A 20,422-nucleotide genomic window follows, 5' to 3' on the forward strand; every position below is an offset into this window, starting at 1 on the left:
CTGTCGCGCGGCCCGCGGCTCCGACGAGCTGGCATGATGCCAGCCGTCTGCCGCGACACTTGTTGTCTACGCTCAAAACACCACCCCGAAAGGAATTCCCTGTTCGCCAGGAGGTGCTCATGAGCAACACGCCCGATGCCGTTGCCACGGCCCGCAGAAGCAACATGGCCAAAGCCCTGGAACGCTGGAACCGGCAAGCCGCCGCCCGCAGCGAATCACTGTCGCGCATCCGCGAGTTGGGCCCCGGCGCCGGCGACTCGCCGCAACAGCTGGCCAAGTGGATCGCCCGCGAGAATGCCCGCTCCGTGCTGGTCAGGGCTGGGCTGGAGCGACGGATCGGCACCTGGGACCCGACCTTCTACGCCCCCAGCGAAGCCGCCCGCCAGGCGGCAAGGCCGGTGGCGCGCCTGGTCAACGCCCCACAACCGGGGACGGTGGTCGAGGGCTTCGCCACCGGTTTCCTGGTGTCCCCCAACCTGTTGCTGACCAACCAGCATGTGTTTCCCAGGGATGTGGACGCGGTGGACTGCGCCGCCAACTTTCTCTACGAAAGGCTGGAGCGCGGGATCAACGAAGGCACCTACTTCAACCTGCTGCCGGATCAGTTCTACTTCGCCGACGAGGCGCTGGACTTCTGCCTGGTGGCCATCTCGCCGCAAGGCACCCGCGGCGAAGCCCTGGCGGACTACGGCTGCATCCGCCTGATCGAGGCCACCGGCAAGACCCTGCGCGGCCGCCCGATGAACATCATCCAGCACCCCGAGGGTGGCCCGCGCCAGTACGCCACCACCCATAACCGCCTGCTGGACATTCTCGACCAGGGGTTCCTGCACTACGAAACCGACACCGCCGAAGGCGCCTCCGGCTCCCCGGTGTTCAGCGACAACTGGGAGCTGATCGCCCTGCACCACTGCGGCATTCCGAGGACCGACGAAGCCGGCAACATTCTCAAGACCGACCACAGCATCTGGAACCCCGAAGGCGACGAGGAAAGCACGGTGGACTGGGTGGCCAACGAGGGCACCCGGGTCAGCAGCATCGTCAGCGCGCTCAAGGCCCTGCAACTGAGCGGCAAGCCGGCCGAGCTGCTGGCCCAGCTCATGGAGCTGACCCCCGACCCGCTGGCCGCGCTCAGCACCAACGAAACCCTGCCCGCGGCGCCACACCGCCCAGGAGCGCCCGATATGTCGCAGAACATCTTTCATATCTCCGGCCCCACCACCATCAACATCGTCAGCCACGCCGCGGACAGCCCGGCCAGCGTCATGCCCATCCTCAACCTGGCGCCTGCCGAGCCGGTGCCCGCCACGCCGGCCCCGGCAGCCGCGGCGCTGGAAAGGACCCTGACCTTCGACCTCGACTACGCCACCCGCAAAGGCTACGACCCGGATTTTCTCGGGGTGCCCGTCCCGCCGCCCGCAATCGAGGGCGCGCGGCTGCCCCAGCTCTACCGGGTCGGCGACTACCGCGAACACCTCGCCTCGGCCCGCAACGTACCGCCGGTGCCGCTTGCCGGCCTGGATGACGAGGCGCCGCTGGCCCTGCCCTACCACCACTATTCGCTGGTGATGAACAAGGATTACCGCATGCCGATGTGGACCGCCTGCAATGTCGACTACCGGCCCGAGGTCCGTGGCGATACCCGCGCGCGCAAGAAGTACGGTGGCGAAAGCTGGCGCCTCGACCGCCGGGTACCGAGCCGCTACCAGCTCACCAACGGCGATATCTACGGGCCGGCCGGCAACTTCGATCGTGGCCATATCGTGCGCCGCGAAGACAGCTGCTGGGGGCAGCCGGGGCTCGATACCGAGTACGCCAACGCCGACACCTACCACTGGACCAACTGCACGCCGCAGCACGAGCTGTTCAACCAGGAATCGCCCGACGGTGCCGAATACCGCAATCGCAAAGGGGTCTGGGGTTACTTCGAAAACGAGCTGGCCGAGCAGATCGAAACGGGCGGCGGCCAGGCGATCATCTTCGCCGGCCCGGTACTGGACCAGACCTCCTGCGTGGAACAGGACTTCGGCAAAGGCCCGGTGCGCTACCCGACCCGCTTCTGGAAAATCGTCATAGTGCCCAAGGACGAATCGCGCACCCCGGAACTACTGGCCTACGGATTCCTGTTCGATCAAAGCGAGGTCATCAAGGAGTTCGGCCTCAACGTCAAGGAAGCCGCCCTGGACCTGGCCAACGCCTTCCAGAAGCAGAAGGTACCGCTCACGGCCATCTGCCTGCTCACGGGGATTTCCCTGACGCCGTCGATCATGGCCGCCGACCAGTACAAACAGCCTGACCGCCCGGTACCAGGGGTCTGGCGGCTGAAACCTGACAGGTGAAAGCGAGCGGCCTCAGCCCTGCCCCAGGCGTTCGCGGACCAGCGCCTGGGCGTTGCGGGTCATCTGGTCCAGGTGACGGTCGCGCTGTTTCTCGGCATCGAGCATCGCCCGCTTGCCATGCCTTTGCAGCAGGTAGCTGTGGATCTGCCGCACCTCCAGCGAGCGATAGATCGGCGCCGTGTCCAGCAGGCCCATCAAGCCGTCGGTAGCCTGGTCGCGGGTGTTCATCAGCACCTGCGGGCCGCGCACGCCCAGAACCTGGAAACCCAGCGCTTCGAACCAGGCCACCTTGCCCACCGCGCAGGTCAGTTCGGCATGGGGGTAGCGCTCGCGCATCCGTGCCAGCAGCGAGCGCGCGATTCCCTGCCGGCGATGGCTGGCACGCACCGCCATATAGGCCACGCCGCACGCCTCGGGATCGTCCTTGACCGGCAGGTACAACAGGAAACCCAGCACCTGTTCCGGGTCGTCATCGTCAGTGGCCACCAGCAGTTCCACGGCGATGCCCCGGGAGCCGTCCAGGGCCTGCAGATACAGATGCACTTCGTAGCCGATGGCGTACTGGTAGATGTTGTACAGCAGGTTGCTCGGCGGGATCGCTACCGCGCTGATGTCGGTCAGGTAGTCGACCACCATCTGCAGGATCTGGCTGTTGGCGGCCTCCGGGCACGGGGTTTGGGTGTGAAAATGACTGATGGTGGGCATTGCGCGGAGGGCTCCAAAGGTTGAGGCACGCCGCTGCCAGTTGGCTCTGGCGGCGGGCCGGGCATGATACCCGTTGTCGCGCCATGGCCGTACCGCGATCTGCTTCTGTAGGGGCTAACGGGCGCTGTCGCCTCGCGGCTTGTAGAACAGAAATTTGCCGGTCTCGGCGGTCTTGCGGTACTCCCTGGCCCAATCGGGGCTCACGCGCCGGTCGTGGAAATACAGGGCGCCGTGGGTGCGGTCCCGGAGTTGCTGGTTGAGCGCCTTGCGCGCGATTTCCTTGGCCACGATGTAGGGTTCGTCTTCCTTCACCTGATCCGGGCGCCCGTCGCACCACCAGGAAAACTGGCAGGCACGCTGTTCCGAACCCTGCTTGACCACCGCACACACCGTATCGGGAAAACCCTCATGACCGACCCGGTTGAGCACCACGCTGGCCACGGCTTCCATGTCGGCGGCGGCCCCGCCCTTGGCTTCCCAGTAGATGGAACGCGCCAGGCAGGTGATGGCATCGTCCAGCGGTGCGGCGCCGGCCGGGTCCACCGCCTGGGCTTCGGGAGGGGTAATGGTCTCGCTGCGGGGCGCCGGCTGCTGCTGCGCGGCTTTCTGCTCCAGGACCTGGGCCTTGTCCTGCGCCACCGCGGGGTCCGCCCTGTCGCCCGCGGCCATCGCCAGCCCCCCGCACAGGAGGATCAAAAGACCGCCGGCAATCGCTGTCGGGCGCATGCGTGCACCTTCGCCAAAGGCCCTGTCCGGGCACGGGAAAGCCACTGCCAGCCTGCCGGCTGGCGGCGACTGGAGTTGAGTGTAGTTCGCCGTCGGCCAGCCGTAACCGGCGCCGCGCCGGCAACAGGGAGAGCGGATAACAGCGCCCGTTTTCTGCAAAAAGACCTTGCGCCGACCGGGGCGAAATCGCGCATCATGGGCGCAACTCGCTCAAGGGAGACCTCCATGCGCTGCCTATCCTCTGCTCTGCCGCTGACCCTGCTGTCGCCCCTCCTGTTGTCGATGAGCATGGCCTTCGCCACCACCGCCGTGGCGAGCGACGAGACACAACTGGTGACCTCGATCAATAGCTACCGCAGCCAGGCCCAGCGCTGCGCCGGCCAGGTGTCCCAGGAACTGCCGCCGCTGGCCGCCGACCCGCGCCTGGTGCTGCCCGCCAACAGCATCGGCAACCTGCAGCAGGCCCTGGCCAGCAGCGCCTACCCGATGGTCAATGTGCAGGCCATCAGCCTGTCCGGGCCGCGCGATGCCCAGGCGGCCATGAAGGCGGTGCAGGAAAGTTTCTGCCAGGTGGTGCTGGACCCGCAGTTCGTCGATATCGGCGTCAGCCGCACCGGCCAGCAATGGCGCATCGTCCTCGCCCGGCCGCTGCTGACCGCGCGCCTCGGCGACTGGCAAGCGGAAGGCCAGAAGCTCCTGGAAAGCCTCAACAGCGCCCGCGCGCAGCCGCGCCAGTGCGGCAACCAGATCTTCGCCGCCGCCACCCCGCTGGCCTGGAACGCCACCCTGGCCAGCGCGGCCCAGGACCATACCCGGGACATGGCCAACCACAACTTCTTCGATCACAAGGACCGCGACGGCCGCACCCCCGGCGACCGCGCCGAACTGGCCGGTTATGCCGGCCAGCAGATCGGCGAGAACATCGCCGCCGGCCAGGACAGCGTGCGCAAGGTGGTCGATGGCTGGCTGGCCAGCCCCGGCCATTGTGCCAACCTGATGAACCCGCAGTATCGCGAGCTGGGCGCGTCCTATGCGGTCGACCCGAAAAGCGATGCCGGCATCTACTGGACCGCGATGTTCGGCACGCCTTGAAGGCCTGACCGACATTGCCCAAGGGCGCCGTCATCGGCGCCCTGCCCCCTCATCGGCCAACCCCGCGACGTCCTTGCCAGCGAACTAGACTGACTCATCTACCGGCCAGGAATCGCTTGCTCCGGGCGCTCCCGGAAACCCGTGCGCAGCCTCGCCTGCCGTCACGTGTTCGGCGCCCAGCCCCGATGGCCACCCTGATGTTCCTGAACGGTATACACGCACCCCGTCCCACGCTGGAGGCGCCCGTGCGTCAGCTCGTCAGAGCACGGCCTGCCCTGTCAGGCCCACTCCTTCGGCACCGCCGGGACATGGCCTCCCCGCGGGCGCCGCGTATCTCCATCCGGCCACTGCCGGGCCATCTGCGGCAGTGCCCCTCACAGCGGAGGACAAGGCTATGGACGAAGCCAAGCTCAACGATTTCATGGGCAAACTGGTGTCAGACATGGGCGGTGCGGCGATGCTCGCCAATATGATTCTCGGCGAAGAACTGGGCCTGTACCGGGCCATGGCCGACAGTCGTTTCGTCAGCCCCGAAGCGCTGGCCGCCAAGACTGGCTGCAACGCGCGGCTGCTGCGCGAATGGCTGAGCGCCCATGCCGCATCCGGCTACATGGAACACCTCGACGGCCAGTTCCGCCTGCCGGAAGAACAGGCCCAGGCGCTGGCCATCGAGGATTCGCCGGTGTACGTGGCCGGCGGCGCCGTGGTGGTCTCTGCGCTGTTTCACGACAAGGACAAACTGCTGGCGGCGATGCGTGGCGACGGCGCCCTGGCCTGGGGCGATCACCACCCCTGCATGTTCAGCGGCACCGAGCGCTTCTTCCGCCCAGGCTATCGGGCGCACCTGGTGGCCGAGTGGCTGCCGGCCCTGGACGGCGTGGTGGAGAAACTGCAGGCCGGGGCCAAGGTGGCCGACGTCGGCTGCGGGCATGGCGCCTCGACGGTGATCATGGCCCAGGCCTATCCCGCCTCGCAGTTTTTCGGCTTCGACTACCACCAGCCTTCAGTCACTACCGCGACACAACGGGCCGAGGAAGCCGGGGTGACCGGCAATGTGCACTTCGCCCAGGCCAGCGCCAAGACCTACCCCGGCAACGACTATGACCTGATCTGTTACTTCGACTGCCTGCACGACATGGGCGACCCGGTGGGCGCCGCGCAACATGCCTTCCAGTCGCTGAAAGACGACGGCAGCGTGCTGCTGGTCGAGCCGTTCGCCAACGATCAACTGGACCAGAACATCACTCCGGTCGGCCGGCTGTTCTATGCCGCCTCGACCTTTATCTGCACGCCCAACTCGTTGTCCCAGGAAGTTGGTTTGGGCCTCGGTGCCCAGGCCGGCGAAGCGCGCCTGCGCAAGGTCTTCAGCGAAGCCGGCTTCAGCCAGTTCCGCCGGGCCGCGGAGACGCCGTTCAACCTGATTCTCGAGGCACGTAAATAAAAACGCAGTCCTGTAGGAGCGAAGCTTGCTCGCGATGAACTTGAGGGCGGCGCGCTTACCCGGTCGATACGCGTCATCGTTAACGACCATCGCGAGCAAGCTTCGCTCCTACAGATGTGTGTTGTTGATTCAGATGTTGCATGCCAATAAAAACGGCACCCGGGAAGTCCCGGGTGCCGTGCTTCTGTACCGCTATGGATAGCGCCTTACGCCGCCGGCAGATCCACCAGCACCACCGCCTGCTGCCCTACGCACAACAGCCGACCGCCATGATGGGCCACGTACTGCCGAGCCTCGTCCGGCGACGAGAACCAGCAGTTGAGATGGCCCGCCTGGCGGTAGACCAGTTCGAAGTGCTGCAACTGCTCGGGCGCCAGCTCGTCGAGGACCTGGCGGTAGGTCTCCCAATGGGCAAAACCGGCCTCGCTGGCCAGGGTGCGCAACAGGTGTTTGCGCTGCACCTTGTTGCGCTGCCGATACAGCTCGGGCAACGACAGGCCAGGCAAACTGTTGCTCGCCAGCAAGCGCCGCAGGATCGGCAAGGCGCTGGCCAGCGAACCGCTGGTTGCAGTGCGATGCAGGCGTTTGGCTTCGCGCAGTACCAGGCTGGCGGCCTGACTGGCGGGTGAACGGGGAACGGATTTATTGATAGGCATACCAACTCCAAGAGAATCGGCCTGCTCGCTATTGGCCCGGAGGGGTATGCAAGCGTGGTGCTTGCGGAAATTGAAGGTGCTTGCGCTTTCGCGAGGTGGGCGCCCAGGAAGCCCGGTCGCCATACTAACCAATCCATCCCGGGCTGCCCATCCCCGCTTCAGGTCTTCCAGCCCGGCTGCTTCTCCAGCAGGAAGTCGATAAAGGCCCGCAGGCGCAACGGCACATGCCGACTGTGGGGATACAACAGACTGAAGGGCCGCGAACGGCCGCCGTAAGGCTGCAGCACCTCCACCAGGGAACCCTCGGCCAGCTCGCGCTCGACCATGAAACGGTAAGTCTGGAACAGGCCGGCGCCATGCCTGGCCAGGGTCACGCCCCCCAGCAGGTCCTCGGAGCACACGTAGGCCCCCTCGGCGAGCACTTCGCAGGGGCCGTCGGGGCCGTTGAACAGCCAGGCGATGCGCCGGCCGCTGCTGGGCAGTTCGAACTGGATGCACTCGTGTTGCGCCAGGTCGTCGAGCCGCTGCGGGGTACCGGCCCGCGCCAGGTAATCCGGGGCGGCAAACACCACCAGTTCGGCGTCCTCCAGCAACCGCGCGACCAGCCCGGAATCCGGCTGCGCGCGCACCCGGATCGCCATGTCGTAGCCCCCTTCGACGAAATCGATATTGCGGTTGCTCAGGTTGACCTCCACCCGCATCTGCGGATAGCGCCGGCGAAACTCCGGCAGCAGCGGCAGGATGCGCAGATGGCCGTAGGTGGTCGGCAGGCTGATGCGCAAGGTGCCGGAAGGCGCCAGCTGCTGCCCGGTCAACTGGCGCTCGGCTTCGAGCATCTGGTTCAGCGCGCTGCGGCATTGCTGGTGATAGTCGCGCCCGCCGTCGGTCAGGCGGATGCTGCGGGTGGTGCGCACGAACAGCCGTACCCCGAGCCGCTCTTCCAGGCGCGACACCGAGCGGCTGACCGCCGCCGGCGTGACCCCAGCCGCCAGCGCCGCGCCGGTAAAGCTGCCGATCTCCGCCGCCATGCAGAACAGCTCGATGCTGCCCAGCAGCACATCGTCGAATTGCCGACCCATTGATTACACCATGTATCAAGTGAAGTACCCGTAACGCTATTTATCAGCATTAGGCACACAAATATAGTTCTGCCCAACAGCGCTGGAACTTCTCTCAACGCAGAACAGGACTATTCCCATGAGCCTCACCATGAGCCACAACAGAACCGTCATCATCACCGGCGCCTCCAGCGGCATCGGCCTCGGCCTGGCCCAGGCCTACCTGGTCCGCGGCTACAACGTGGTCGGCAATGCCCGCTCGACGCAGCGGCTGGCCGCAGCCGCCGAAACCCTGGGCAACAACGAGCGCTTTCTCGGAGTCGAGGGCGATATCGCCGATCCGGCCACCGCCACGCAGTTGGTCGAGCGCGCCGTCGGCCGTTTCGGCCAGGTCGATGTGCTGGTCAACAACGCCGGCTTCTTCCTGCCCAAGCCATTTATCGACTACAGCCCCGAGGAGCTGGAAAGCCTGCTGGAGACCAACCTCAAGGGCGTGGTCTATGCCTCCCAGGCCGCCGCGCGACACATGATCGAGCGGCGCCAGGGCCACATCATCAACATCAGCGCCAGCGTCGCGCTGCAACCGAACCTGGCGGTCCCGGCGGCGTTGCCGGTGCTGATCAAGGGCGGCGTGAACCAGATGACCCGCGCCCTGGCCCTGGAGCTGTCGCCGTTCAACATCCAGGTCAACGCGGTGGCCCCGGGGATCATCGACACGCCGATGCACGACCCGGCGCACCGCGCCTTCCTCGACGGCCTGCAACCGGCCGGACGACTGGGACGCATCGAGGAAATTGCCGACGCGGTGCTCTACCTGTCCGGCGCCGACTTCACCACCGGCGTGGTGCTGCCAGTGGACGGCGGCATGAGCAGCGGCAAATGGTAAACCCGGCGGGAGGTCCGCGTGCCTCCCGTCTTCTGCAAACAACCTTTTCCCCAGGAGTACAACCATGCCTTTCGTCAACCTGCGCATCACCCGTGACGGCGTGACCCGCGAACAAAAAGCCCAGGTCATCCGCGAGATCACCGAAACCCTGCAACGGGTGCTGAACAAGGCCCCGGAACTGACCCACATCGTCATCGAGGAAGTCGACCTCGACAACTGGGGCTACGCCGGCATGACCACCACCGAGTATCGCCAGCGAACGGCGCAATGAAAAAGGGCGGACCAGCATCTGGTCCGCCCTGTTTTCATTGCGCTCGAATCAGCCCGCGGGATGCTCGCGGAACGGCTGCAACTGCCCTTCCAGGGCCCTGGCAAATGCCGGGCGGGCCTCGCAGCGCAGGCGGTAGGCCTCCAGCGTCGGGTAATGCGCCAGGGCGCCGCAGGCCACCAGCTCCCGCAGTACCGTGGTCATCATCAGGTCGCCGGCGCTGAAACGCTGTTCGAGGTACTCCCGTTGCCCCAGCCAGGCACCGAGCGCCTCCAGGCGCCGGTCGAGGCTCTCCTGTTCCTTGCCCGGTGCCTGAGCCCCGTACGTCACCTCGAGGCTGGCGAAGTTCTGGGCGGAAGGCTCGATGGAGTTCAGCGCCGCCAGCACCCAGGTCTCGACCCGCGCCCGCCCGGCCTCATCAACCGGCGCCAGCACCTCGGACTGCCGGGCGATATGCAGCACGATCGCCCCGGACTCGAACATCTCGACCCGACCGTCGCGGTAGGCCGGCACCTGGCCGAACGGCTGCCAGCGCCGGTAGCTGTCGCTGGCCTGGATTTGCGGGTCGATCAACCGGACCTCATAAGGCAACCCGGCCTCCTCCAGCGCCCAGCGCACCCGCAGATCGCGCACATAACCCCGGGCAAAGGGCGGCACCCAACGAAACGCACTCAACTCGATACTCATAGACACTCTCCTGATCTTGATCCCCGATCGCCAGCCGGCTGGCCCATACATTGATAAACCGCCACGCCCACGCCTCGAGCGTCCAACCATTGCGGCTGGCCGACATGATCGATGTATCCCCGGGCCTCGCTGCGGCCGTTGCCGATGTTTCGCCGGTAACCCCTCACGCATTCACCAGCATCTTGAACCCGCCATAAATCATGCGCTGGCCGTCGAACGGCATCGGGCAGGCGTCGGGCTGGAGTCGCGGGTCTTCCATGGCTTTTTGCATGCCCGCGTCGCGGATTTCGCGGGACGGCCAGATGATCCAGCTGAACACCACCGTCTCGTCCGCCTTGAGCTTGACCGCCATGGGGAACGAGGTCAGCTTGCCCTCGGGCACATCGTCGCCCCAGCAATCGACCACGCTCAGGGCGCCATAACCCTTGAACACCTTCGCCGCGGTCTGCGCATGCTGCTTGAAGGCTTCAAGGTTGGCGGTGGGTACCGCCAGTACACAACCATCGACATAAGACATGATCCTGCTCCTGCTGATTGGGGTTGGACATCAAGGCCCGACCTGGGTATCGGTCGCGGCTTCTGGGAACTGGTCGATCCGCATCGCCGACAATCGACAACTCGGCGCGAAAAAAACCGGGCGGCCGACCGACGGGCCTCATGGCTCCGGGTGCCAGCCGGTTTCCGGGGCACTCAGGCCTGGCGTGGCAGGCGGATGCACGCTGCCCGGCACGGTCTCCAGCGGAGGGTTGGGCACCGCGCTTTTGCCCAGCTCGCCCTCGATCTGCCCGGCCAGGTAATACACCCCGGCCATCACTCCGTTGCCGGTGTTGTTCATCAGCTTGAGCCAGGCCTGGTCGAACGCCTTGCCCAGACTCTGGCGAATCTGCGCCTCGGTCTCGGCCCGGTCGCTCTCATGGGCGATCGCGCGAAACCCTGCGGCCCCCAGGGAGATCACCGCACCGGCGACCTTGCCGGCCACCGCCGACGCGGCGCCGGCAATGCCACGGCCGGCCATCTGCGCTTCGAATTTTTCGCTGGCCTGCCTGGCCACCGAGACAATCCCGGCCTCGGACGACACCTCGCCGGTGCCCGCGGGGGCGCTATGGATCTGCTGGTACAGCGCCGAGTAGGCCGGCAGCGTGGTCAAGGGCTTGGCGTGCAGCACCTGGTACAACGACGCATCGCGCGCCGGCGGCGGCCCCAGGCGAATCGCCTGGACGCCATTGAGCCGTTGATCGAGCTGCTTGGCCGGCAACCGATAACGCTGGGCGATAACCTTCACCTGCTTGTCCAGCAGCTCGATATAGAACTCGGTGGCCTGGTTGAGAATCGCATCCGGGTCGATCTCCACCGCCACCGGCGCCAGCACCTGTTCCTGATACTGCTCCTTGAGGTAGACCGCCAGCCGCGTTGCCGCCGCGTCCCTCTCGTCGCCGGCGGTGAGGCTGTACCAACTGACTTTCATGGCCATCCATTCCTGGGTCCAGTAACTGCTGAACCAGGGGATGAAGGTTTCTTCGGTGACGGCGTAGACCCGCACCCGCCAGTGCTCCATGGAGCCGCGGGCAAAGACCTTGACCTGGATCACCGCCTCTTGCGAAGCCTCGGCGATCTCGCGGTCCACCTGGCGCCAGGTGCTTTCCGGCACCACCACTGCCGGTGCCACTGCCTCGCGGACGCGCTGGGACACGGCGCACCCGGCCAGCACCAGCAGCATCACGACGATCAGCGCACGCAGGTACAAGATGGCAACCCTCGCACAGCGTCGACCACGGCCACCCGCCCACGACGGGGCAGGCTTCAACCGGGTACCACACGACCATGCCTGGATTGAGTATAGGTGCTGGGGTTTGTGCCCCAGGCTCAAGAAGGGGTCTGCAACAGCGCATCCGACCAGCCGCTTGCTCGTCGGCGCCGCGGTGTCTGCAGGGTATCTGCAACCACCAGGGTCACTGTAGGAGCGAGCGGGCGGCGATCCGACTTGCCTGCGATGGCGTCCAACCTGACACACCGCGGCGCCCCGATCGCCGGCAAGCCTGGCTCCTACAGGATCGCATCCGTCCTGTAGGAGCGAGCGGGCGGCGATCCGACTTGCCCGCGATGGCGTCCGGCCTGACACACCGCGGCGCCCCGATCGCCGGCAAGCCTGGCTCCTACAGAATCGGCTCAGTCGCGGTCAGCGTGGGCCGCCACCGCCGGGACCTCCGCCAAAACCGCCATGCTGGCCACCACCGCCACCGCCATGACCACCACCGCCACCACCCGGCGGGAAGAACATCCAGCAGCCCGACAGGGACGACAACAAGGCGATCACTACCGCCACTTTTGCAACTCGACTCAACATCATCACTTCACTCTCTTTCAGGACGAGAACCACAAGTTTCTCGCCGTTTCAGACAGCGTTTGCGCGACATTGAGCAGCGCATGAAGGTAAAGAATGGGTAAGGGTTGTATCGATAAATGCGCAGGTTTTCAGAAACTTACGTGTCTATTCCAACAGCTCCGAACGGCAGACCCGCAGATATAGGCTACGCAGGAGGTGATTTGCCTGTGCAAGGGTTTTGATACATGACTGATGCCGTACGGGTTTCAATGACGCGCCTGAACTGGCGCCTCTCCTGTCGCGACCACCGCCGTAACCTGGCGTGTGCCGGCCCGTTGGCCGATCAGCATCAATCCCCCACCCGACAGTAGCAAACCAGCGGCGATGAAGATGTAACCGCCATACACGTCCAGATGCACATCAAGATGCCCCATCAGGCCCTGCGCAATATTGAGTGTCTGGGAACACACCAGCGTCCCGGTCAGAGACGCAACGGCCAGCACTGGCGTGACGGTAGCGGAGACCCGGCCCATATAGCCTGCCGGCACGGCCTCCTGCAGCATTGGCCCCTGAACAATGGCAAACACCGAAAAGAACAATCCGCAGCAAAACATGAGCGTCCATGCCAGATAAAACGGCGGATGAAGCGAGTACCCCAGGTAGCTCAGCCCCATGCACAGGAGCGCAACGGTAAAAGCCTGGCGAATACTCAATGACCTCAATAGCGGCCGGATCAGCAACGCCGCAATCAGCCCGCCGACGGGGAACGCGGCGAGGATCAGACCGTATTCATAAGGACTCAACCCCAGAGTCTTGAAAGCGTACAAGGACAGCGCGACGTTATTGATCCCAAGGGAAAAACCATACAGCGCAACGCCGGTCAAAAGGGTTCGAATCGACGCGTGCCCCCAGGAAAACCGCAGGCCTGCCAAGAGCCCCCTCCAGAATGGAGGCCGCTCCTGCTCCGCCCGCAAGGTGGTGCGCAGGCCACAGGTGGAAGCAATGCACAGCGCCGAGCAGGTAAAGGCCAGCACATTGATCAGCAATGCCCAGACAGGCCCGACCCACACAAACAACGCCGGACCCAAGGATGCTGAAAGCACTGAAATGCCTGTGAGGGAAAACATCGCTTTGGCGGACGCCTCCACTCGACGATCAGAGGGGATGACCACCTGCATGATGGCCTGACGAGCCGGGTTGAAGAACTGTGCAGCGACACTGTTCACCAGCAACAAGAGCAGGACACCCGCTAGGACCTGCATCTGATCGAACCCAGACAGCGAATAGATCACGACAAAAATCAGGAAGTTGACCACCCTGATAGCATCCGCCGTGATCATCACATACAGCGGGGTCATGCGATCGACCCAGGTTCCGGCCAGTGGAGCCACTAGCACGCGCGGAATGGCCGACGCCGCGACTGCCAGGCCGACGGCGCTTGGTAAAAAGGCATTGTCGCGAAACAGATCGGTCACCAGCCAGACGATGACAGTGCTCTCCAGAACAAACTCACCAAAGGATGAGAGCGCCTGCCCCAGCCATAAGAGTGAAAAGTTTCTGCTGATGAAAAAATCTGCAAACCGGTTCTTCACACCCAAGGCACCTTATTGGTCGTAAACACCTTCGAAAGACTCGAGTAGCCGCTGAGCACAAGACCTGATGGGCTCGGACACCCCGAACTGTGCGGCGATTTCGAGGGCCGCTACAGCGTTCTCGTTACCTTTGATGGCTTCGCCGATAGCCGTGAGGTCCCTCCATCGCTCCCAGGAAGGGTCGAACTCGATGATCGGCGGGTGCCGGTCTTTCCAGTAAAACCCCCAGGTATCCCAGCCCTGGTAGAACGTCTGCCAATCTTGGGTCAATAGCGGCTTCGCAAAGTTACTGATCGCCAGCGGATCTGAAAGCGGCTGAAACCGCGCTTCTATGCTGCAACGCCAGCCCTCGCCGGTATTGGTCGCGCCACCATGAGGTGTAAATGTATTGAACAGCAGTGCATCACCTGGACTCAGTTCGAAGACATTCTTGTCGCCCAGCACTTCGGAGCACACTTGCCACCCTGACGGATTGAGCGCCAGCTCAAGTGGTAACAGCGTTTCGCCCAGTTTTTTGTTGTAGACAGGCAACGAGCCCGAGCCTTCGTCCACGTAAAAAAAGGGGGCCCACAGGGTAATCTGCCGACTGCTCCCCTGCAGTTCCGGAAAGTCTTGATGAACACCAGGCGAACAATGCAAGGAAGAGTCCAGCGGGGCGAGGCCTCGTATCCATTTGTTCGGGTGGACAAACACCTCCTCGGTATTCAGGAGCGCCTTCATCACGTCCATCACCCGAGGATCCTGAAAGAGCCCTTCGGTCAACTCGGAACTCACGGCTTCGGCAAACTTCAAAAACTCGGGGTCCGGCAGCAAGGGCTCCCTGAAACGTGGCTGCCCAGTGCTGGTGAACCCATCGGCCACTCCATCGCGATTCAGTTGCTGCGTCACTTTCGAGGCCAGCAGTTCCAGCATCGTGCGATCCAACAACCCGCGAACAACAACGTAACCCTCTCGCTCGTACGCATCCTTTAGCAGCGAAAGCCTGCTCATGACGAAACTCCTTGCGACGGGAATCAGCCCGGGAACACCAGCCGAATGGCATACAGAACATCCCGCTCTTCACTCAAGCGCAGCATCTGCGAAGCCGTTTCCTCATGCACCGCCGGGGTCATTCTCGACGCCAGGCCATGATGCTGCCCCTCCAGCAACAAGGCGTGCCCCACCCGACCGACATCCAGCAATGCTCTGGCATAAGCGATATCAGGTTCGACAAAGGCATCGATGGCAAACTGCCAATTGATTCCCAGGAGCACAGTGATGCCTTTGCCTCTGGCCCACTCCTGCCCCTGAATGATCTTCGCTACCACCTCTGTGTCGCTGGCACGGTCCGAGCGCTTGAGCGCCCTCGGCGTGTGATCCAGCAACCACGCCGCATCAGCCCAACCTTGCACACCGTGGGTGACGACTCCCGCAAACAAATGAGTTTCCTGAGCCAATGCCTGGTATAGGCATCTGAGCAACGCATCCAGCACCGAGGCTGGCAACTCGTGCTCGGCAACGGAGGTAAAGCTACGCCTTGAAATCGCGTGTTTTAGGTTGTATCCGGACACCAACTTATCCAGCAGGTAGCGATGGCTTTGAAAATCGTGGCGGCCCTGTGAGTAATCGATCTCCAGCTTTTTCAGGAACACGTAGGGACGCTCCCAATTATGTTTCTCCCAAGTTTCGGGAACCGAAAGATCACTACCGTATCGACTCGCATACACCATTAATTCCACCCCTCCAGCAATCCGATTGAAAACGCAGGAAGGCCGTCGTCCGATGACTCATCCGTAAAGTTCTTCGCGTACTCGAAGTCCACCACAAACCGCGATGTGTAGTGCCAATTGCAATAGCTTGCCAATGCCGCCACTTGAGCGTCCGCATGACCGGTATCGACCAACAAGGCGCGAAAACTGCGGGGGTCCCTGTAGCGGAACATTGATCGTCTCACCGCAGAACAGAGCACTAGCCTCACTACCCAATCGGCCTCCGAAGTCGCTATACGCTCGGCATCACTTGAAACAGGCAATGCTCCACCGAGCAGTTGCAGCACGCTTTTCGTCGGTGAGAAATAGTAGATACCCGTCTCCAGCGTCGGCGAACGATGAATCTCGACAAAACATTCTGTGGGGTGCCTGGCGCCACCGGAAGGTATGGACTTCCTGAGTAGCTCGACCTGGTGATAGTCGTGTTCACCATCGTAATAACCAGGTTGGTGCAGGCGTGCACCGAAAGTCCCCGACAGGATCAGGCTGAACTGATAGAAAACGGAGTTTCGCAACTCATCGATGCCCAGATTTATGGCATCGACAACAGCCACATCCTTGAGTGACTCGACACTCAATTCGACGGCTGGGTAATCATGCTCCCTGACGTAAGCCGCCATGATTCGGGCATCAGCCTCCAACGCCGAGAGGCCTGGGGACATATCTAGGAAAGGGTGATTCTGTGTCGCCAAGTGATAACCTGACTTGGACTCGCCTGGCTCTTGCGTAAATACAAAGTTAAACAGCGCATCGGCATCTTGAGCCGTGAGCGCTTGATCAAGAGCAACAACTTCCTTGAGTTGACCTTCATTAATCGCACGACCACTATTCTCGGCGAGAATCTTACCCAATTGTTTGGAAATCCTGATCCCGCTACTGCCAGAAGAGTATTCAACCCAACATTCGTTCTTTTCGTTGCCAAACACCAACGCAGCCGGACTTACATAGTACATAACCTCCTCCCTGAAAGGCCTGAAGAGCAAAGCCCTTCAGGCCAGCAACCCTCTATTTAGCCACTTTCACCGGCTTTGGCTTGGAAGGCAGCTTCACCCCCATCAAATTACAGGTTGCACCTTGCAACAGAGCCAACTTCACCTCTTTCATGTTGAAATTCCTTATTCAGCGATACAGGAGAAACCCGATAAATTACATATCGAGATTCCAAGTCGATTTATTGCCGGCAAAACAAACCTAAACAGCCAGGCAGCAGAAGTCAACACTCATTAAACTTATAAGCACCGATCTTTGAGTTATATAAAATACAACGATCAATCCATTATCGATAATTCCTGGAGCAATAGAATCAAGAAACAATGTAAGACTTACAGGAGTGGCCAGCCGCAAACGATGAAGATTCCATCCGTGAGTCATGAATACGATAAAACTGTCGAAGCACCAGTCGCCATCTGGTGCCCTAACCGTCGAGAGTTCTGCACTATCTACACCGATGGCGCGCTGGCCTGGTTGACCGGCAGCGCCTTGGCCGGCCGCTGGTAGACGAAACACATCGCCAGCGCCGCCACTGCCCCCGGAATGGCGAAGGCCATGAAGTTATAGTGCAGCGGCAGCTCGATGCTCACCAAAGCACCACCCAGCAGCGGCCCGACTATGGCCCCGCTGCGGCCGATACCCGAGGCCCAGCCAATGCCGGTGGAACGGATCGTCACCGGATAGAACTGGGCGACGCAGGCGAAGGCCAGGATCTGCGTGCCGATGGTGGTCGCCCCGGCAATCGCGATCAGTGCGTACAGCAGCCCGTGCGGGCTCTTGAAGCCGAGCAGGCTGATGGACACCGCCGCCACGATAAAAAACGCCACCAGGACCTTTTGCAGCTGCAGGCGATCGCCGATCCAGCCGCCGCCCACGGCGCCGAAGATCGCGCCGAGGTTCAGCACCAGCAGGAACATCAGGCTCGAGCCCAGGCTGTAACCGGCGCTGGCCATCAGCTTGGGCAGCCAGGAGTTGAGCGCGTAGACCATCAGCAGGCAGCAGAAGAACACGACCCAGAGCATCAAGGTGCTCAGCGCCCGGCCTTCGCGGAACAGCTGCACCACCGGCGCGCCGGCGCTCTTGAGATTGGCCTTGACGAACTGATCGCCGGGTTGCGCGACGAAGCCCGGCTCGACCCATTGCAGCACCTGGCGCGCCTCGTCTTCCCGGCCCTGGCGCAGCAGGAAGCCCAGGGATTCGGGCAGGAACTTGAGAATCAGCGGCAGCAGCAACAACGGGATCGCCGCCACATAGAACACCGCCTGCCAGCCGAAACTCGGCAGCAACACGATGCCCAGGCCGGCGGACAGGGTGCCGCCCACCGAGTAGCCGCTGAGCATGATCGCCACCAGGGTGCTGCGGATTTTCTTCGGTGCGTACTCGTTCATCAGCGCCACCACGTTGGGCATCACCCCGCCGATGCCGAGGCCGGCGATAAAGCGGCAGATGCCGAACTGGGTGGGCGTGGTGGTGAACCCGTTGAGCAGGGTAAAACCGCTGAACAGCACCACGCAGATGGCGATGACTTTCTTGCAGCCGATACGCTCCGACAGCGAACCGAAAAACAGCGCGCCGAACATCATGCCGAACAGTGCGTAACTGCCCAGCGCCCCGGCCTGCAGCGGGCTCAGGCCCCACTCCTGCATCAGCACCGGCAGCACCACGCCGTAGATCACCAGGTCGTAGCCGTCGAAGATGATGATCAGCGCGCACCAGAACAGCACGCGCCAGTGAAAGGCATTGAAGCGTGCCCCGTCGATCAATTGATTGCTGTCTATGTTTCGCATGGCATCTGACTCTTGTTGTTGTTTTAGGAGAAACCGGATGTGCGTTTGCGCAGTTCTGTAGGAGCAAGGCTTGCCCGCGATTGGAGCGCTGCGGTGTGTCAGGCCGGACGCCATCGCGGGCAAGCCTCGCTCCTACAGTTGGGTGCGGTTTTCGATGACGCCTGATACTTCAGCCCTGGTCGCCACCGCCTACCGGCATGACCATGCCGGTGATGTAGGACGCCTCGTCGGAGGCCAGGAACAGGATCGCCGCGGCCTGCTCGTCGACGGTGCCGTAGCGTTTCATCAGGGTGCTGTCGACGGTCTGGTCGACGATCTGCTGGTACCAGACCTTTTCCTCGGCGCTCTGCTCGGCGCTGTTGCGCGGAATGCGCCGTGGCGGCGCTTCGGTGCCGCCAGGGGCGGTGGCATTGACCCGCACCCCGCGTCCGGCGGTCTCGAACGCCAGGCAGGCGGTCAGGGCATTCACCCCGCCCTTGGCCGCGCCATAGGGCACGCGGTTGATGCTGCGGGTGGCGATGGACGACACGTTGACAATGGCGCCGCTGCCCTGCTCCAGCATGTAGGGCAGCGCGGCGTGGCAGCACCACAGGGTAGGGAACAGCGAGCGGCGCACTTCGGCTTCGATCTGCTGCACTTCATAGTGCTCGAACGGCTTGGCCCAGATGGTGCCGCCGACGTTGTTGACCAGCACATCGATGCGCCCGAAACGCTCGACGGCGGCGGCCATCACCCGGCTGCATTCGGCGTACTGTTCAAGGTCGGCGGTCAGCGCCAGCACCTCGAACCTGGGGGCCAGCTCGGCCTGCAACTCGAACACCAGCTCGGAGCGGTCCACCAGCACCAGCCGCGCGCCCTCCTCGGCCAGGCGCTCGGCGACCCGCCGGCCAATGCCTTGGGCTGCGCCGGTGACCAGGGCGACTTTCTTCTCGAATCTGCTCATTTCAAAACCTCATGCCAATAGGCCCGATGCGCTGCTATCCCCTGTAGGAGCAGCCGGTCGACGCTCGATTGCTCGCGATGGCGTCCGTCCTGGCACACCGCAGCGCTCCGATCGCGGGCAAGCCTCGCTCCTACAGTGGCCGCAGAAACCGCGACCGGGTCACGCCGCGCTGGCGGCGAATTTTTCGTAGTAGAAATTGGCCGGGGCGATGCCCTGGTCGCGGATGAACTGGCTCACCGCTTCGACCATCGGCGGCGGGCCGCACAGGTACACGTCCACATCGCCATCGTTCAGGTGCTTGGGTTCGATATGCTGGGTCACGTAGCCCTTGAGCGGATGGCGGCTCTCGGGGTTGGCCACGCAGGCGCTGAAGCTGAAATTGGGGATGCGCGCGGCGAAGGCTTCCAGGCGATCCATTTCCACCAGGTCGAAGTCGTTGGTCACCCCGTAGATCAGGTGCAGCGGATGCTCGCTGCCCTGCTCGGCGATTTTCTCCAGCATCGCGGTGAACGGCGCCAGCCCGGTGCCGCCAGCCAGCAGCAACAGCGGCCGGCGAATATCCCGCAGATAGAAACTGCCCAATGGGCCGGCCAGGCTCATGTGATCGCCGGCTTTCGCCAGGCCGGTGAGGAAGCTGCTCATCAAGCCGCCCGGCACGTTGCGGATCAGGAAGCTGACCTCGCCGTCGCGCTGCAGCGAGCTGAAGGAATAGGCGCGGGTCTGTTCGCTGCCGGGCACGCCGAGGTTGACGTACTGCCCCGGCAGAAACGCCAGCTTGCCCAGGGCCTCGCCCTTGATCGACAGGGCGATGGTGCTGTCGGACAGCTGGCGCACCGCGCTGATGGTGGCATCGAAGGTGGCCTGGGCGGCTCGGCAGACTTGCGACGAAACCGGCACCCGCACCACGCAGTCGCTCAAGGCGCGCATCTGGCAGGTCAGCACGAAGCCCTGCTCGGCTTCATCCGCGGTCAGCGCGTCGTCGATGTATTCCTCGCCCAGGTCGTAACGCCCGGCTTCGGCGAAACACTTGCAGGTGCCGCAGGCGCCGTCGCGGCAATCCAGAGGGATGTTGATGCCCTGGCGGTAGGCGGCATCGGCCAGGGTTTCGCCGGCGTTGGCGGCGACGAAGCGGGTCACCCCGTCTTCGAAATTGAGTGCGATTTGATGAGTCATGGCAGTCG

20 protein-coding genes are annotated in these 20,422 nt (G+C 63.3%); 5 read left to right on the top strand and 15 right to left on the bottom strand.

Annotated elements, in window-relative coordinates; all coding sequences use genetic code 11:
- The first annotated feature begins 119 nt into the window (after positions 1–119).
- On the top strand, positions 120–2,339 hold the full coding sequence (locus tag J4D52_RS16240) for a DNA/RNA non-specific endonuclease (RefSeq protein WP_102677148.1): 2,220 nt from the start codon (positions 120–122) through the stop codon (positions 2,337–2,339).
- Between the two features lie 12 nt (positions 2,340–2,351).
- Here the strand turns inward: J4D52_RS16240 and J4D52_RS16245 are convergent, their stop codons facing one another.
- Both J4D52_RS16245 and J4D52_RS16250 read right to left on the bottom strand, forming a co-directional pair.
- Positions 2,352–3,044 (bottom strand): GNAT family N-acetyltransferase, encoded by a 693-nt coding sequence (locus J4D52_RS16245; RefSeq protein ID WP_102677149.1) that lies wholly within the window; start codon positions 3,042–3,044, stop codon positions 2,352–2,354.
- Between the two features lie 114 nt (positions 3,045–3,158).
- Entirely contained in the window at positions 3,159–3,770 is a 612-nt protein-coding gene (locus J4D52_RS16250) for a cell wall hydrolase (protein ID WP_102677150.1), read from the bottom strand.
- 282 nt (positions 3,771–4,052) lie between these two features.
- Here J4D52_RS16250 and J4D52_RS16255 point away from each other — a divergent pair, with 282 nt between their 5' ends.
- Entirely contained in the window at positions 4,053–4,862 is an 810-nt protein-coding gene (locus J4D52_RS16255; protein ID WP_371860300.1) for a CAP domain-containing protein, read from the top strand.
- Positions 4,863–5,256: 394 nt separating this feature from the next.
- Positions 5,257–6,303, top strand: a complete 1,047-nt coding sequence (locus J4D52_RS16260; protein ID WP_063432241.1) for a class I SAM-dependent methyltransferase — start codon at positions 5,257–5,259, stop codon at positions 6,301–6,303.
- Positions 6,304–6,509: 206 nt separating this feature from the next.
- Here J4D52_RS16260 and J4D52_RS16265 read toward each other — a convergent pair whose 3' ends face one another.
- Both J4D52_RS16265 and J4D52_RS16270 read right to left on the bottom strand, forming a co-directional pair.
- Positions 6,510–6,959 (bottom strand): hypothetical protein, encoded by a 450-nt coding sequence (locus tag J4D52_RS16265; protein WP_102677151.1) that lies wholly within the window; start codon positions 6,957–6,959, stop codon positions 6,510–6,512.
- 158 nt (positions 6,960–7,117) lie between these two features.
- The gene (locus J4D52_RS16270) at positions 7,118–8,038 is read right to left on the bottom strand and encodes a LysR family transcriptional regulator (protein WP_025804881.1); all 921 of its coding nucleotides are present in this window, start codon (positions 8,036–8,038) and stop codon (positions 7,118–7,120) included.
- Between the two features lie 130 nt (positions 8,039–8,168).
- Between J4D52_RS16270 and J4D52_RS16275 the strand changes: the two genes are divergently transcribed.
- Both J4D52_RS16275 and J4D52_RS16280 read left to right on the top strand, forming a co-directional pair.
- Positions 8,169–8,903, top strand: a complete 735-nt coding sequence (locus tag J4D52_RS16275) for an SDR family NAD(P)-dependent oxidoreductase (RefSeq protein ID WP_025804882.1) — start codon at positions 8,169–8,171, stop codon at positions 8,901–8,903.
- Positions 8,904–8,967: 64 nt separating this feature from the next.
- Positions 8,968–9,174, top strand: a complete 207-nt coding sequence (locus tag J4D52_RS16280) for a 4-oxalocrotonate tautomerase family protein (protein ID WP_053280060.1) — start codon at positions 8,968–8,970, stop codon at positions 9,172–9,174.
- Positions 9,175–9,222: 48 nt separating this feature from the next.
- Here J4D52_RS16280 and J4D52_RS16285 read toward each other — a convergent pair whose 3' ends face one another.
- The 11 genes from J4D52_RS16285 to benC all read right to left on the bottom strand — a co-directional run bounded on the left by J4D52_RS16285 (position 9,223) and on the right by benC (position 20,414).
- Positions 9,223–9,858, bottom strand: coding sequence for a glutathione S-transferase family protein (locus J4D52_RS16285; protein ID WP_025804884.1), 636 nt, complete (start codon positions 9,856–9,858; stop codon positions 9,223–9,225).
- A 163-nt stretch (positions 9,859–10,021) separates the two neighbouring features.
- Positions 10,022–10,375: a DUF1428 domain-containing protein gene (locus J4D52_RS16290; protein ID WP_097304365.1), complete on the bottom strand. Its 354-nt coding sequence runs from the start codon at positions 10,373–10,375 to the stop codon at positions 10,022–10,024.
- Positions 10,376–10,513: 138 nt separating this feature from the next.
- Positions 10,514–11,602 (bottom strand): hypothetical protein, encoded by a 1,089-nt coding sequence (locus J4D52_RS16295; RefSeq protein WP_102677152.1) that lies wholly within the window; start codon positions 11,600–11,602, stop codon positions 10,514–10,516.
- A gap of 432 nt (positions 11,603–12,034) precedes the next feature.
- The gene (locus tag J4D52_RS16300; protein ID WP_155274252.1) at positions 12,035–12,205 is read right to left on the bottom strand and encodes a hypothetical protein; all 171 of its coding nucleotides are present in this window, start codon (positions 12,203–12,205) and stop codon (positions 12,035–12,037) included.
- A gap of 242 nt (positions 12,206–12,447) precedes the next feature.
- Positions 12,448–13,773: an MFS transporter gene (locus J4D52_RS16305; protein ID WP_063432252.1), complete on the bottom strand. Its 1,326-nt coding sequence runs from the start codon at positions 13,771–13,773 to the stop codon at positions 12,448–12,450.
- 12 nt (positions 13,774–13,785) lie between these two features.
- Positions 13,786–14,763 carry a hypothetical protein gene (locus J4D52_RS16310; protein WP_025804888.1) on the bottom strand — a complete coding sequence of 326 codons (978 nt, stop codon included), beginning with the start codon at positions 14,761–14,763 and terminating at the stop codon, positions 13,786–13,788.
- A gap of 23 nt (positions 14,764–14,786) precedes the next feature.
- The gene (locus J4D52_RS16315) at positions 14,787–15,404 is read right to left on the bottom strand and encodes a hypothetical protein (protein ID WP_124300016.1); all 618 of its coding nucleotides are present in this window, start codon (positions 15,402–15,404) and stop codon (positions 14,787–14,789) included.
- Positions 15,405–15,481: 77 nt separating this feature from the next.
- The gene (locus tag J4D52_RS16320; protein WP_102677153.1) at positions 15,482–16,474 is read right to left on the bottom strand and encodes a hypothetical protein; all 993 of its coding nucleotides are present in this window, start codon (positions 16,472–16,474) and stop codon (positions 15,482–15,484) included.
- A 486-nt stretch (positions 16,475–16,960) separates the two neighbouring features.
- Positions 16,961–18,298 (bottom strand): aromatic acid/H+ symport family MFS transporter, encoded by a 1,338-nt coding sequence (locus J4D52_RS16325; protein WP_063432259.1) that lies wholly within the window; start codon positions 18,296–18,298, stop codon positions 16,961–16,963.
- A 169-nt stretch (positions 18,299–18,467) separates the two neighbouring features.
- Complete coding sequence (locus J4D52_RS16330) at positions 18,468–19,241, bottom strand: 1,6-dihydroxycyclohexa-2,4-diene-1-carboxylate dehydrogenase (RefSeq protein WP_063432261.1); 774 nt, start codon at positions 19,239–19,241, stop codon at positions 18,468–18,470.
- 159 nt (positions 19,242–19,400) lie between these two features.
- The gene (benC, locus tag J4D52_RS16335) at positions 19,401–20,414 is read right to left on the bottom strand and encodes a benzoate 1,2-dioxygenase electron transfer component BenC (protein ID WP_063432263.1); all 1,014 of its coding nucleotides are present in this window, start codon (positions 20,412–20,414) and stop codon (positions 19,401–19,403) included.
- Positions 20,415–20,422 lie beyond the last annotated feature (8 nt).

This window comes from Pseudomonas sp. GW460-12-10-14-TSB1 (genome assembly GCF_017349775.1).
Taxonomy (GTDB): Bacteria; Pseudomonadota; Gammaproteobacteria; order Pseudomonadales; family Pseudomonadaceae; genus Aquipseudomonas; species Aquipseudomonas piscium.